The 15,155-nt window shown below is 37.8% G+C and carries 12 protein-coding genes; 8 read left to right on the top strand and 4 right to left on the bottom strand.

Features of this window, described 5'->3' with window-relative positions; genetic code table 11:
* Nucleotides 1-41 precede the first annotated feature (41 nt).
* Together AACL61_RS09140 and AACL61_RS09135 are read left to right on the top strand one after the other, a co-directional pair.
* Nucleotides 42-956 (top strand): PLP-dependent cysteine synthase family protein, encoded by a 915-nt coding sequence (locus AACL61_RS09140; RefSeq protein ID WP_086142451.1) that lies wholly within the window; start codon nucleotides 42-44, stop codon nucleotides 954-956.
* 194 nt (nucleotides 957-1,150) lie between these two features.
* On the top strand, nucleotides 1,151-1,687 hold the full coding sequence (locus AACL61_RS09135; RefSeq protein ID WP_102817038.1) for a flavodoxin family protein: 537 nt from the start codon (nucleotides 1,151-1,153) through the stop codon (nucleotides 1,685-1,687).
* Nucleotides 1,688-1,772: 85 nt separating this feature from the next.
* On the opposite strand, the gene AACL61_RS09130 is transcribed toward AACL61_RS09135, so the two are convergent.
* Nucleotides 1,773-2,801 carry a YeiH family protein gene (locus AACL61_RS09130; protein WP_078009611.1) on the bottom strand — a complete coding sequence of 343 codons (1,029 nt, stop codon included), beginning with the start codon at nucleotides 2,799-2,801 and terminating at the stop codon, nucleotides 1,773-1,775.
* A gap of 179 nt (nucleotides 2,802-2,980) precedes the next feature.
* Between AACL61_RS09130 and AACL61_RS09125 the strand changes: the two genes are divergently transcribed.
* The gene (locus AACL61_RS09125) at nucleotides 2,981-3,697 is read left to right on the top strand and encodes an alpha/beta hydrolase (RefSeq protein ID WP_016496555.1); all 717 of its coding nucleotides are present in this window, start codon (nucleotides 2,981-2,983) and stop codon (nucleotides 3,695-3,697) included.
* A gap of 207 nt (nucleotides 3,698-3,904) precedes the next feature.
* Here AACL61_RS09125 and abc-f read toward each other — a convergent pair whose 3' ends face one another.
* Nucleotides 3,905-5,374 (bottom strand): ribosomal protection-like ABC-F family protein, encoded by a 1,470-nt coding sequence (abc-f, locus tag AACL61_RS09120; RefSeq protein WP_339111277.1) that lies wholly within the window; start codon nucleotides 5,372-5,374, stop codon nucleotides 3,905-3,907.
* Between the two features lie 263 nt (nucleotides 5,375-5,637).
* Nucleotides 5,638-6,582, bottom strand: a complete 945-nt coding sequence (locus tag AACL61_RS09115; RefSeq protein WP_035159810.1) for a Dyp-type peroxidase — start codon at nucleotides 6,580-6,582, stop codon at nucleotides 5,638-5,640.
* A gap of 134 nt (nucleotides 6,583-6,716) precedes the next feature.
* Here AACL61_RS09115 and AACL61_RS09110 point away from each other — a divergent pair, with 134 nt between their 5' ends.
* The 4 genes from AACL61_RS09110 to gtfA all read left to right on the top strand — a co-directional run bounded on the left by AACL61_RS09110 (nucleotide 6,717) and on the right by gtfA (nucleotide 12,578).
* Nucleotides 6,717-8,234 (top strand): YfcC family protein, encoded by a 1,518-nt coding sequence (locus tag AACL61_RS09110; RefSeq protein WP_339111276.1) that lies wholly within the window; start codon nucleotides 6,717-6,719, stop codon nucleotides 8,232-8,234.
* Nucleotides 8,235-8,246: 12 nt separating this feature from the next.
* Nucleotides 8,247-9,581, top strand: a complete 1,335-nt coding sequence (locus AACL61_RS09105; protein ID WP_339111275.1) for a dipeptidase — start codon at nucleotides 8,247-8,249, stop codon at nucleotides 9,579-9,581.
* A 296-nt stretch (nucleotides 9,582-9,877) separates the two neighbouring features.
* Complete coding sequence (locus AACL61_RS09100; protein WP_339111274.1) at nucleotides 9,878-11,095, top strand: MFS transporter; 1,218 nt, start codon at nucleotides 9,878-9,880, stop codon at nucleotides 11,093-11,095.
* A gap of 25 nt (nucleotides 11,096-11,120) precedes the next feature.
* On the top strand, nucleotides 11,121-12,578 hold the full coding sequence (gene gtfA, locus AACL61_RS09095) for a sucrose phosphorylase (RefSeq protein ID WP_019254026.1): 1,458 nt from the start codon (nucleotides 11,121-11,123) through the stop codon (nucleotides 12,576-12,578).
* 151 nt (nucleotides 12,579-12,729) lie between these two features.
* Here gtfA and AACL61_RS09090 read toward each other — a convergent pair whose 3' ends face one another.
* Nucleotides 12,730-13,527 carry a serine hydrolase gene (locus tag AACL61_RS09090; RefSeq protein WP_102817042.1) on the bottom strand — a complete coding sequence of 266 codons (798 nt, stop codon included), beginning with the start codon at nucleotides 13,525-13,527 and terminating at the stop codon, nucleotides 12,730-12,732.
* A gap of 193 nt (nucleotides 13,528-13,720) precedes the next feature.
* On the opposite strand from AACL61_RS09090, the gene AACL61_RS09085 reads away from it, so the two are divergent.
* Nucleotides 13,721-14,965, top strand: a complete 1,245-nt coding sequence (locus tag AACL61_RS09085; RefSeq protein WP_339111273.1) for a D-alanyl-D-alanine carboxypeptidase family protein — start codon at nucleotides 13,721-13,723, stop codon at nucleotides 14,963-14,965.
* Nucleotides 14,966-15,155: the final 190 nt, after the last annotated feature.

Genomic DNA, 15,155 nt, shown 5'->3' with positions numbered 1-15,155 from the left:
ATTATCTCCTACTCGATTATTCTGAGGAAGAAGGAACTATTATGTTAGTTGAAAATACTTATGATTTGATTGGTCACACCCCCTTGATGCACTTGCCGATGAAGACTCCGAATGACGTTAATATTTATGCTAAGCTCGAAATGTTTAACCCAGGTGGCAGTATCAAGGATCGTTTGGGGATGGCGCTAATCCAGCGAGGAATGGAAGAAGGAAAAATAAAAGATACAACGACAATCATCGAGCCAACTGCCGGAAATACAGGGATTGGAGTCGCTTTAGCAGCACTAAAATACCATTTACCAGTTAAATTAGTGGTACCAGAAAAGTTTAGTTTTGAAAAGCAAACATTAATGCGTGCGTTGGGAGCCGAAGTGATTAATACTCCGAGTGAAGAAGGGATCAAGGGGGCAATTGCGGCCGCAAAAGAATTAGCTGCTGAAATCGGGGATGCTTACGTGCCTTTACAATTCCAGAATCCAGCGAATCCCGATGTTTATCAGCACACCTTGGGACCAGAAATTTTAGCTGATCTTGCTAATAAACCGCTGGCGGCCTTTGTAGCTGGTGCAGGAAGTGGTGGTACTTTTGTGGGGATTCAAAAGGCACTCCAAGATGCTTACCCGGAATTGAAAGGCTATATTGTTGAACCGGCCGGATCGATTTTAAATGGTGGCCCAGCCCATAGTCACCGTACAGAAGGAATTGGAGTGGAGTTTATTCCACCGTTTTTCAAGGACTTAGATTATACTGGGGTAAAAACAATCAGTGATGAGGATGCATTCTATTATGTTCGTTGGGTTGCTAAAAATCTCGGCCTCTTTATTGGTAGCTCTAGTGGGGCTGCGCTTGCGGCAAGTTTAGAAGTTGCTAAAGAATTGCCACACGGGGCTAATTTAGTCACAGTATTTCCTGATTCAAGCGAGCGTTACCTCAGTGAACATATTTATGAGGAATAGGCATGAATATCTTTCATTTCATTACGGATCGTTCATACATTAAAGAAGAACAAAAACGAGAGCGTACTAAGTTAAATTGGTTAAAAATCTTTAGTTGGCATCGTTAATTCGTTTTAGCTATCTATTAATATTCAATGTTTCTATTTCTAATTTAGTCGAACTATCACTATAATTAAGTAAGAAAGGGCGGGATCATGATGAAGATTGTTGTATTAACAGGAAGTCCCCATCATCCAGGAACTTCTGAGCAATTAGCAGATGCCTTTGTTAAGGGCGCTACTGAAGCAGGAAATGAAGTTTATCGCTTTGATGCTGGACGCCGGACCGATGAATTTTCGATGATTAAATTGGAAGACAATCATCCCGGACAAGAAGTTGCGATTGAACCGAATGATGTTATTACTAATGAAGTAATGCCTAAGCTGTTAGCGGCAGACATGGTAGTCTTGGTTAGTTCGCTATATTATTACGGGATCAATGCAGCGCTAAAAGCAGTGATTGATCGTTTCTACAACTATAACCATGAACTTCACGGCGGAAAGAAAGCTATTACTTTAGTAAGTGGTTATGGTCAAGCAGATGCCTTTGCTTCACTTAACTTATATTTTAAGCAATTGCTTGAATATATGCGTTGGGATAAAGTAGGAGAGGTGCTCGCAGCTGATTCTTGGAATAATCAAAAACTAGCTAAACATGTTGAAGAAGCTTACCAGCTGGGAAAGACGGTTTAATAGAAGAACATAAATAAAAAGCGTTAAATTGGGGGAATGGCTATATGCCACTAAAATAAATCCTCAATTTAACGCTTTTAATAACTTAGAAGAATATTTTACTCATAATAATCATAAATACCAATAAACAGGTTGAGCTAATCACAGCCGCGCCAAAAACGGCCCCTCCACGTTTAAAAATAACCTTAAAGTTTACTGAAACACCTAATGCAGCCATTGCCATTCCTAAAAAGATATAGGCTGCTTGAACAAGTGCATCAAGAAAGGCTGGTGAGAATGGAAGAAAGGTTCCTAACACACTAGTTAAAATAAAACCACCAAGGAACCAAGGAATTGGTAATTTCTTTGGTTCTTTAGTATGTTCTTCTTCACTTTCAACTATAAGGCGGTGTTGATACCAGTAACCAACAATTAAAGCGACTGGTGCTAAGAGAAGAACCCGTGAAAGTTTCATAATAAGGGCGTTATCTAAACTTGCTTCACCAAAAGCTCCCCCGGCTGCAACGGCATGAGCAATTTCATGTAATGAACCACCAGCCACAATTCCAAACTGTGGATCGGTAAGTCCGAGTAATGGTTTGATTCCAATTTCAACTAAAGTAAAGACTGTCCCCATTACACAAACAACGGCAACAGCTAATACTTCATTTTCTCGTTTGCGCTCCTCGTTGTCAGTTTCAATTTGTGGTGAAACCCCCATTACAGCAGCCGCTCCACAAATACCACAGCCACAAGCAGAAAGGATAGCTAATTCATCTTCTGCACCAAACTTTCGACTAAGCCAATAAGTGAGGACAATCGTTCCGGTAACCCCAATAGCTGCAACCAAAATAGTCTTAACCCCAGCGGCAGCAAGTTTTTCTAGGTTTAAGCGGAAACCAAGAAGAATAATACCAAGCCGTAAAAATTTGTTAGAAATAAATCCGATGCCGCCTTGAGCTTCATTACGCAAGCTAGCAGGAGTCAACTGCATGGCAATGCCTAATAATAAAGCAATAACCAATGCTCCAATCAAGTTGACATAAGGTAGTTTTGCTAAAAGCACCCCAGCAACAGAACAAATTAAGGTCATAATAGCAGCAATCCAGAATGACTTAGTCTTCATAATACTCATTAGATTTTCTAACCCCCAAATAATAATTGATACCTTATCACTTTAACAAATGTATCATGATAAACAAGGGGAAATTTGTGAATTAATAACAATTTTTTACCTGTATCGTTTATTGCATATTGAGGTTATACTATTATTTGTAATTTTAACATTTAGCAAAATCAAAATGAGGTGAGAAAATGGAAATTAAAAGTGTTAACTTAGATCAACCATATTCGTCTCTAGATATTTATCATAGTAATACTGATAAAACTTTACCCGGCCTTGTTATTTTGCCAGGAGGCAGTTATAACAAGATTATGGAACGAGATTCTGAGCGGGTGGCATTAACGTTTGCAACCCATGCATGGCAAACATTTGTTGTGCGGTATCCAGTAGTTGAACATAAAAATTATGAAGAAGCCAAAATAGCAGTACACCAAGCATTTGAATATATTGTTAACCATGCAAATGAATTAGATGTTGACGTTGATCGACTGGGAATTATTGGCTTTTCTGCAGGAGGCCAAATTGCCGCTGCATATAGTAACGAAAAACTAACACACGCTAAATTTGCCGCATTAGGATATCCTGTTATTCAACCCTTGATTGATGAACGCATGGGGGTTACAACAGAAAATGTAGCGGAATTGGTAAATCCACAAACACCACCAACCTTTATGTGGGGATCGGCAAAAGATGAATTAACTCCCTTTGTTGATCACCTCCAAGTATATGCAGATGCGTTAATCAAGTATGATGTTCCATATGAATTACATGAGTTTGGCACTGGGGGACATGGAATCGCATTAGCTAACGAATATACTGGTATTGTCAATAATGATCGGGTAGATAATCATATGGGAAAGTGGTTCCCACTATTTCTTGAGTGGTTAACTGAATTGAATTTAATTTAGCTAAAAATTATGGGAGCGAGACAGAAGTCACTCGTAACTTCGTTTTCGAGCCCCCGCAAGCAACAATAGGCCTTCAACGTTCGACTTTGCCGGACAATGAAGGCCATTGTTGTACTGCGCTGTTCGTATTTTGTGGAAGTGACCTAACTTGTGTCACAGCTCCTTTTTTACATTAAGTTGGTAAATTTGATTATTTCCCAGGAAATATTAAATTTCAATTTTCTTTGTGGCAGTTTGCTTAATGAAATTTTGATCATGTTCAACAATTAGCATTGGTGGTCGCTTTTCTTGAATTAACTGAATTAGTTGTTGCTGATTATAGGTATCAAGATAATTTAGCGGCTCATCCCATAAATAAAGGTGAGCGGGCTCAGCTAATGACCGTGCTAGTTCAACCTTCTTTTGTTGTCCCATACTCATTTCTTCAATCGGAACATTAAAAGTAGCACGTTCCATCCCTAATTTACGAAGAAGGTTAAGAAATTGATCGTAGTTAATTTTAGAAGAAGATGCAAAACTACGTAAACTTCCATGATTATCAGAATAATCTTGACGTACTGTGCTGATTTTAAGGGCACTGCTAAAAAGTATATCTCCGCTTTGCTTACCACTGAATGTCCCGATGATTGCATTAATAATACTAGATTTTCCAGTACCATTATTCCCACAGAGCAGGACCTGGTCATTTTTTTCAATGGTTGCAGTGATATTAGAACAGAGTTGTTTAGTTGGATACGATAACGTTAGATCATTAATGCTTAACAATAGTTGATGATTAGTGGGGAGGACATTAATTGTTAGCGGAACAACATTTTCAATCTCTTTTAAAAGTCCTTTTCGTTCCTCGATTGCGGTATCTAAGCGTCCTTTCATTATGGTTGCTTTTTTCATCATTTTTGTAGCTTTGGCACCAATAAAGCCTTTATCCGCATGAGAATTATTCTTCTTTTCATTTTCTGCTTGTTGAGCCCATTGAGATTTTGCCTGACGTGTTTGCTTTAAATGATGAATATCTTTTAATAAATTTTCGTTTTTCTTGATGGCCGTAGAATCTCGTTGCTCCTTATGAACGAAATAATCACTGTAATTACCACGGGTTAAAACAAGCTGGTGTTGTTCAATCACTAATGAATGGTCAATGACTTTATCGAGAAAATCTCGGTCATGGCTAGTGATAATGAAGCCGTTTTTTTTCGCTTTTAGATATTGAGCAATTTGTTTTCGACCATCCTGATCAAGGTGATTAGTCGGTTCGTCAAGCAGGGGGAAATATCCATCCTGGGCAAAAAGGGTTGCTAGCATCACATGTGTTTGTTCGCCACCACTAAGACTACTGAAAGGTTGCCATAGTAATTCTGTGGGAGTTGCCATTAAATTTAATTCTCGTTCGATTTGCCATTGCTCACCTTGATAGCCACTTCTCATAAGGACATTCAATGTGTAATCATTCGGTTCACGAATTACTAATGGATAATAGTTAAACTTAAGATTGGTTTGAATACTTTCTTGAAAGGAAAGTTGCTTTTGCAAGATTTTGAGTAGTGTGGTTTTGCCCCGACCGTTTCGTCCAAGAAGACCAAGTTTCCAATCGCTGCTAATATTAAGATCACAATGATTAAAAAGCGGTTCTTGTCCCGGATAAGCAAAAGTTAAATTATTTATCGTGATTGGTTCCATTAAAAAATCACCCTTTCGTTACTCGCAGAAAAGGTAACGAAAAAAAGCCCACCACTACAGGTAGACTTTTAAACTAATGGTATTGGCCCATTAGTTCTCATTTATTGATCAATCATTGAAAAATAATTCTACCCGTAGTACCTTTCTGCGTGAATCCACAGTTCCAGATACATTAAATTGTGTAGAATTAAAATTTCAATGGATGATCCCTCCTAAAATTTGCTGCTAATAATATAGCAATTTGCCTTCAACTTGTCAATCAACTAATTTAATTCGCCTTCAGCAATTTGATCCAACATTGGACGCGAAGGAATAAAGAAGAGTTGACCACCTAAAATATCAGAGAAAGTTAGGAGATAATCGTTTTGCTCAAGCATATTTTCAAGCATCTTCTTAGTTACAGTCCAATGCCGTGAATAACCAATAAAGAAAGTTCCAGTATTATCAGCGGCAGGGTCTGAATATGGAACATTCATGCGCACAATCTTCTGTTCAATACCATCAATTTCCGCTTGGGAAGCGACATTATGAGCATTCTTAAACTTCTCTTTTTCGCTTAATTCTAAGTCAGAAAACTTCTTTCGTCCAACAGCTTTTTCTTGCGTTTCAGTAGTTAGCTTATTCCAAATGTCCATGTTATGCCGCCATTTTTGTGCAAAGGCATATGAACCATTTTCAAACGTAGGATCCTCATCACCAATAATTGCGTATTCAGCAGCATCCTGAGGTTCCGGATTTTCAGTTCCATCAATAAAGCCAATAATGGCCCGGCCTTCAAAATAGCGAAAGCCCTTTGTTTCATCAACAACATTAGTAATATCTCTAATAAAGAGCATTACTTGAGCCATGAATTCGTAAACTGCAGCCTCATCGTTTGCACGAATATGGAGGAAAATATCTCCTTTTGCGGCAGGCATTTTGTATTTTGGCCCGGTTAATGTTTGGTAAGTTTCTAATTCTTTGGGTTTAGGGGCATTTGGGAAAAGATAGTCCCATGCGTCGTTGCTAAAGCCTAAAGAAACTTTAAGATTACCCTTATTATCCCGAATTCGCAGTGATCGAGTAATTGCTTGGAACCGTTCAACAAATTCTTGAATTGCTTCTTGTTCCTTTGCTTGATTTTCTCGTTTTAATTCTAATACAGTAAATTGGACATGTTCACCGGCGTCTTTCCAAACGTCTTGAGCTTTACTCGGATTCATTACCATTAGCTTCAGCCTCCTTAAAATTATTACAAGGCAATTATAGCATTCTTTAAGGATAATTTTTAGATTAAGTTGAAACCGCTTTCAAACCGAATTAAAATAAAATTGATACTAATTTTACAAAAGAGGCGGTTATTGTGCAGGAAACACAAACGAAGAAAAAACATCATTTTCATATGCCCTCTGCGTTTACAATTTTATTTTTAATTATTATTTTAATTGCAATTTTAACGTGGATTATACCAGCAGGGACATATGAGACGGATAAAGCTGGAAATATTATTTCTGGCACATATAAGGCGGTGACAAATAAACCCCAGGGAATTTGGGATGTCTTTATGGCACCCGTTATCGGGATGGTCGGTGATAAAAAGACAGATGGAGCCATCTCAGTATCACTATTTATTCTTGTTATCGGTGGATTCCTAGGAGTGGTTAATAAGACAAATGCATTAAACGAAGGGATCGGTTCAATCGTTCGCCGGTATAAGGGACGAGAAAAACAATTGATTCCAATTTTAATGCTTCTGTTTGCTCTTGGTGGATCAACATATGGAATGGGGGAAGAAACGATTGCATTCTATCCTCTCTTGATCCCCGTGATGATGGGTGTTGGCTTTGATTCAATTGTAGCGGTTGCGATTGCTTTAGTGGGAAGTCAAGTTGGTTGTTTAGCATCAACTGTTAACCCGTTTGCCACAGGAGTAGCTTCTCAAACGTTAAATATTTCTCCTGGTGATGGTTTAGTTTCCCGGGTAATCCTTTTAATTATTACGATAACGATTAGTATTATTTATGTTTACCACTATGCATCGGTAATTGAAAAAGATCCAACTAAATCATTGGTTTACAATCAACGAGCAGAAGATGAAAAGCACTTTTTAGTCAAGGCTGATCCTAATGACGACCATAAGATGACCGGTCGTCAAAAGACAGTTATTTGGCTATTCGGAATTACTTTTGTTGTGATGATTCTAGGACTAATTCCATGGTCAAACCTTAATAGCCATTGGACATTTTTTGATAAATTTACAAAGTGGTTGGTTAATATTCCATTCCTAGGCGATTTATTAGGGCATGATATGGCACCCCTTGGAACATGGTACTTCAATGAAATTACCATGCTCTTCCTTTTTATGTCGGTCTTGATTATGGCTGTTTACCATATGAAGGAAAGCGAATTTATTGATGCTTTCATGTCAGGAATGGGAGATTTCTTAAGCGTTGCAATTATTGTGGCAGTTGCACGGGGAATTCAAGTAATAATGAATAATGGGATGATCACTGGAACAGTTCTTCACTGGGGAGAATTGGGCCTTCATGGATTATCACAAACGATCTTTATTATTTTGACTTACATTTTCTATATCCCAATGTCATTCTTAATTCCATCAACGTCTGGGTTAGCTGCGGCAACGATGGGAATTATCGGACCAATGGGATATTTTGCGCATGTTTCTGGTAGCCTTGTTATTACTGCTTATCAAGCAGCTTCGGGTTGGGTTAACCTTATTACCCCAACTTCAGGAGTTGTTATGGGAGCATTAGCAATTGCGCATATTAATGTCGGCATTTGGTGGAAGTGGATGCTGAAATTAATGATTTATCTCTTTGTTGCTACTTGCTTGTTCTTAGGAATTGCTGCCTTGCTCTAGGAGGGGATTTGAATGGATAAAATTATTACAGAAGATGAACAAAAAGCTGCTGTTAAAACTTTAGAACGACTAATTTCTGTTCCATCATATAATCAACCAGTAGAAGAAGGCGCACCATTTGGCAAAGGAATTCGTAACGCCCTCGATGAAATGATGAAGATTTGTGATGAATTAGGTTTTAAGACCTATGAAGATCCAGACGGGTACTATAGCTATGCAGAAGTTGGTAGTGGGGACAAAATTTTTGGTGTAATTTGTCATCTTGATACGGTTCCTGCCGGCGATTTAGGCAAATGGAAACATAATCCATTTAAAGGCACAGTAATCAATGATGCAGTTTATGGGCGAGGGTCACAAGATGATAAAGGTCCAGGAATTGCAGCTTTATATGCTGTTAAAGCATTGATGGATCAAGGTTATCACTTCAATCAACGAATTCGTTTTATTTATGGAACTGATGAAGAAATTCTATGGCGTGGAATTGCTGAATATAATAAAAAGGAAGCGCCAATTGATAGTGGAATTTCTCCTGATGCTGAATTTCCATTAATTTATGCTGAAAAGGGGTTGCAACAATCTTATCTCGTTGGTCCAGGAACAGATCAACTAAAGATTAACTTGAAAAATGCGTTTAATGCGGTCCCTGATAGTGCAGTGTACGATGGTCCAAAGCAGGATGAAGTGAAGGCGGCTTTAGATAAGCATGGCTTTGAATATACAACTGACGGTAATTCAATTACTGTTATTGGCAAGTCTGTTCATGCGATGATGGTACCGGAAGGAACGAATGCTGTTTTACGGTTAGCGATTGCGCTTGATGATGTTTTTGATTTTAAGCCACTTGATTTTATTGGCAAATTATTTAAGGAAGATGCAACGGGGAGCAATGTTCTCGGTGATGTTCGCGATGAGTCTGGACAATTAACTTTCAATATTTCTAGTCTTGAGATTAATGAAAATGAAACAAGAATGCAGATTGATTTACGAATTCCCGTAACGATCGATCGCGATAATTTACTAGCAAAACTAAGTAAACAGGTGGCAGCTTATGATTTGAAGTATGTTCATTTTGATTATTTAGCACCCCTGTACGTTCCAAAAGACAGTAAATTAGTGCAAACTTTGATGAAAGTTTATAAAGAACAAACTGGGGATGTTGATGCTGAACCACAAATTTCTGGTGGGGCAACATTTGCTCGAACCATGAATAATTGTGTTGCCTTTGGCGGAATGTTACCAACAACTCCCGATTATATGCATCAAGCTAATGAACAGTGGCCATTGCCAGACATGTATAAAGCGATGGAAATCTATGCGCAGGCAATCAAGAAGCTTTGTGTGGATTAAGTAAAAAAGAGTAAAACGATGAATTAGTCATTGCTTTACTCTTTTTTAATAAAAAAATTATAAAAATATAATGTATAGTTGTTCACAAATCGTTCAAAAAAGAGCTAAAATAGCGTTCTCATCCGTTTTCATCTATTTTCATTTAAAGCGCGTTATAATAACAATGTAATTGATTACAATTTTTTGTAATAAATCTTTGTTAAACGTTTGACATTTTAAAAAGTTCATTGTATATTATTGATGTACATAAATGATAAACGTTTGTCAAATACCTATAGAAAGAGTACCTACTAATTATGAATAACAAAAATTCTCTTGTTACCAAATTGGCATTCCTGTCAGTTTCATTCATGGTTACGAGTGCTTATGCCATTCAAGGCTCTTTACCGCAATTAAAGGCAGCACTCGGAATCTCACAGACACAGTCAGAATATTTAGTTACAACTCCATCATTTACTGTAATGATTTTTGTTGTCCTTTCACCATTACTTCAACAATGGTTCAATATTTCTGATAAAAAGATTATTATGGCCGGGGTTACAATTGTTGGTCTTGCCGGAATTGTTCCTATGTTTGCGAATGACTACACTGCGATTTTGATTTCCCGGTTAGTTTTAGGAGCAGGATTTGGTTTATATAACTCTCAAGCAATTTCGATGATTTCAGTTTGGTATGAAGGTACAACCCGAGCTCAAATGCTTGGTTGGCGTGCTGCGGCTGAACAAATCGGTCAAGCTTGTACCCTTGCAATTGCCGGATTAATTCTTAGTTATGCAGGTTGGCATGCATCATTTGCCGTCTACCTTCTTGCCTTTGTTGTTCTCTTCTTCTTTGCCGTTCGTGTTCCTGACGATAGCAAAGCACAGGATAATAACGTTGCCGAAGATGATCTTGCTGAAGAATTAACTGAAGCGGAAGAACCAATTAAAAAGATTAGTCCAGTAGTTTACCTCCTTGTTCTCTTTGCCTTCCTCTTAGTTGTAGATTATGTTGGAATGGAAAACCGTTTCCCTGGTTTAGCAGTTGCAATTAAGGGAAGTAGCTATACTGGTTCATCAATGTTCCTTTCCTTAATGTTAATTGGGGCAACGCTTGGTGGTTTATTCTATGGATCAATTAATAAAATGTTAGGTTTTAACACTGTTTACCTTGGTCTCGGATTAATGGCCATTTCAAACTTCTTATTTGCCTTCGCAAACGGCAACTTTGCAATGTTAGTAATTGGTTTGCTTTTAATCGGTTTCCCACTACAATTAGTTTCTCCGTTGATTTTTAACTTGTTGCCGGATTTAGCCCCTGCTAAGCGTCAACCATTAGTAACTTCAATGGTACTGATTGGTTTTAACTTTGGAGCTTTCTTCTCACCAACAATTGCTGAATGGATGAACCGGTTAGTTGGTCGCCCAATGAGTGGCCTTGATCTTGCCGCACCATTCCCAATCTACGGGGTAATGCTAATAGTTATTGCCTTAATTATTTTCTTTGCAACTCGTCATTCTAAACAAGCTAACTAAAATTAAGTTATTGGAGGATATCATTATGCCAATCAAAAATGAAGCAATGTTAATTACTTACTCTGACTCAATGGGTAAAAATATTAAGGAAACTCATGAAGTATTAAAGAACTATATCGGTGATGCAATCGGCGGTGTTCACTTACTTCCATTCTTCCCATCAACTGGTGACCGTGGTTTCGCACCATACCGTTACGATGTTGTTGATTCTGCTTTTGGTAACTGGGATGATGTTGAAGCATTAGGTGAAGACTACTACTTAATGTTTGACTTCATGATTAACCATATTTCCAAGAAGTCTGAAATGTACCAAGACTTCAAGAAGAAGCACGATGACTCTAAGTACAACGACTTCTTTATTCGTTGGGAAAAATTCTGGGAAAAAGCTGGTAAGGACCGTCCAACTCAAGAAGATGTTGATTTAATTTACAAGCGGAAAGATAAGGCTCCTAAGCAAGAAATTACCTTTGATGATGGTACTACTGAAAACTTATGGAACACTTTCGGTGAAGAACAAATTGATATTAATGTTAAGAGTAAGGTAGCTAACGAATTCTTCAAGGAAACATTAATTGACATGGTTAAGCACGGTGCAGATATGATTCGTCTTGATGCCTTTGCTTACGCTATTAAGAAGGTTGGTACTAATGATTTCTTCGTTGAACCTGAAATCTGGGATCTCTTAAATGAAGTTCAAGATATTTTGGCTCCATACAAGGCCATCATCCTTCCTGAAATTCACGAACACTACACCATTCCACAAAAGATTTCACAACATGACTTCTTCATCTATGACTTTACCTTACCAATGACTACTCTTTATACCCTTTACTCTGGTAAGACTAACCGCCTTGCTAAGTGGTTAAAGATGTCACCAATGAAGCAATTTACTACTCTTGATACTCATGATGGTATTGGGGTTGTTGATGCTAAGGATATCTTAACTGATGATGAAATCGAATATGCATCCAACGAATTATACAAGGTTGGTGCTAACGTTAAGCGGAAATACTCAAGTGCTGAATACAACAACTTGGATATTTACCAAATTAACTCTACTTACTACTCTGCATTAGGTGACGATGACAAAGCTTACTTGCTTTCTCGTGCATTCCAAGTATTTGCACCTGGTATTCCAATGGTTTACTATGTTGGATTACTTGCTGGTTCAAATGACCTTGAATTGCTTGAAAAGACTAAGGAAGGTCGTAACATTAACCGTCACTACTACACTAAAGAAGAAGTGGCACAAGAAGTTCAACGTCCAGTAGTTAAGAATCTCTTAGACTTACTTGCATGGCGGAACAAGTTTGCAGCCTTTGATCTTGATGGTTCAATTGAAGTGGAAACACCAACTGAAACAACTATCAAGGTTACGCGGAAAGATAAGGATGGCAAGAATGTGGCTGTTCTTGATGCTGATGCTGCTAACAAGACTTTCACTATTACAGCTAATGGTGAAAAAGTGATGGAACAAAAATAGTCATCAAATTAATTAGTAAACTCTCTCAAAATAAAATAGGTAGTATTCCTTTCCAAAACGCTTTATCTCTCTCAATAAACTACCTATAAAAAATGGGGCTAGAAGAAAATTTGAAGTTTTCTTCCAGCCCCTATTTGTTTATCATTTCATTTTAGTCCAATATTGGCTTTGTTACACGAGCAAGTTGTTCAATTACTTGTTGTCCCGCGGCCATTGATTGATTTTTATCAGTATAAACTGCAATTGTGTAGTCTGTTCCGTTGCTATTTTTTACGTAGCCAATACTATTGACGATCCATTCATCTTTACCGTAATTTAGCCAACCGTTTTTTAATGCGAAATTATCGCTACTTGCTGAGATCCCCCAGGCTTGGTCATTTTCAACGTTACCCATTAAATCACGAATTTCGCTTCGCTCTTCGTCAGATAAAACCTTAGATTTATAGAAAATATTATTCAAGAGTTTCACTTGGTCTTTCGGGGTAGTAACAGTTAACCCCCAACTGCTATTAGCCCGCGATTGAGTCATGCCAAATTTTTCAAAAGCTTGTTGGAGACCGTTTTTGCCGCCTAAATAATCTTCAAATAATTCGCTAGTTGAATCATTGTCACTCTGCTCAATCATTTTGGTGGCAAGTGATTTTTGATGGCTTGTAAGGGGACTTTGTTGTTTAGCAAGAATCCCTGCTAAAATACTAACCTTTACTGTACTAGCAGTTCGAAACTTATGCTGGGGTGCATTACTAGAAGTATAAATTTGGTGGGTCTTTGGTGAGTATACCGCAATACTGACATTATTATTGGAAGTGAAGATGATTTTATTCCATGCGGATTTTAGACGGGCGCTTGTCGAGCTGAAGTGCCGAACACCCATAATAATAAGCAGAATAGCAATAATAATTAAGATAAGCCTGCGCGGTTTACGACGATGACGTTGCGATCTTTGCATTTTTTAACCGACCCTTTCTGATTAAAATTAGCATACTTATTAATAATACAGATAAATTTTGAAAGTTAAAAGGTGCATCTTCTTAATTTAATGAAAAATAAGGATTTCATTTGAATTGTTACCAAATCGTTACACCTTTTTTAGGCAGAATAGGATATGATAGTTAAATGTGTAAAGGAGAGAAATAGTTATAATGAAAAAGGTTAAATCTTTTTTTGCTAAATTATTATTGATAACGGCAATAATTAGCATCTGTTTAAATGGTTTGGGGATGTTCGCAAAAGTTCATGCTGATACTGCAGCTTTTCAGATGGATGCACGAGCAGCTTATGCGATTGATGCAGAAAGTGGCCAGGTTCTATACCAAAAAAATGCAACTAAACGCTACCCAATTGCATCTGTAATTAAAATCTTAACTTTAGGAGTAATTTTACAAGACATTCGAAACCATCATTTAAAATGGGATCAAAAGATTAAGATTACACCAGCAGTTGCCAAGATGGCGGATGATTGGCACTTTTCAAATGTCCCATTAATGAATGGGGAAGAATACACAGTCCGTCAGTTAGTTGATTCGATGATGCTCGTATCCGCTGATGGAAGTACAGAAGCATTGGCATTAGCTGACGCGGGCAGTACAGAAGCCTTTAATAAAAAGATGATGGCATTTGCAAAAAAAGCTGGAGTTACAGATATAAAAATCTACAATATGATCGGGTTGCCTAACGGGGACTTAGGAAAACACAAACTTAAGGGTGTAGATAAAGATGCCGAAAACTTACTATCTGCTAAAGATGTTGCTCTTATCTCAAAGTATCTTGTTGAAAACTATCCTGAAACTCTCGACATTACAAAACAAAAATTTGCTAACTTTGATGTAACTAAAGACCAACAATATTTAATGACAAATGTGAATGCTCTTTTGCCGCAAAACGGTTTCGCTCCTAAGGATGGGGAAATTGACGGCTTAAAGACTGGAAATACTGATCGTGCGGGTAAATGTATTGTGTCAACAGGAACCTTTGCAGGACGCCGGATTATTTTAGTTGCCTTACATACAAAAGGGGAATGGAATGATCAGTCAAAGATGCAGCAAGACTTTTATAATAAGTTAATCGATGAGTACCAGCCGGTTGAAATCAAAAAAGTAAATGATCTTTCGGCCAAGCTTACTAGGGTAAAAGTAAAGAATGGTAAAAATAAAAATAAGGCTAATATTAAGCTAACAAAGAAGACTACCGTTTGGCTTCCAAAGAATATAAAATTACAAGCAACTAAACCAACATTACGAGTGCAGGGAGATGATCAAAAACAACTAACTGCGCCGCTAAAGAAAAATCAACAAGTTGGCTCAATTGAGTTGCATATTCCAGGGTTGCCTGATTTTAATATTCCAGTAAGTACAAGCCAAAGCGTTGCTAAAAAGTCGATGTTTTAATAAATAGATGATTGAATAGGAGAATTTCTATCAATCATCTATTTATGTGCGCCCGGCATGGGTATTAGCTAGGCGGTGAGAGTCCGCTATGGGCCGTAGTAGTCGGAACCATGAGCTGAGGACAAGGGTGTCCACTGTGAGGTGGAATCTGAAGGAAGTCTAAGGCAAAGTACTGCACCGATGAACAAGA

The sequence above is a fragment of the Limosilactobacillus reuteri subsp. porcinus genome (assembly GCF_036621895.1).
Classification (GTDB): Bacteria; Bacillota; Bacilli; order Lactobacillales; family Lactobacillaceae; genus Limosilactobacillus; species Limosilactobacillus reuteri_J.
Note: the sequence above shows the minus strand (reverse complement) of the source record. Positions and strands in the feature narration are given on the sequence as shown.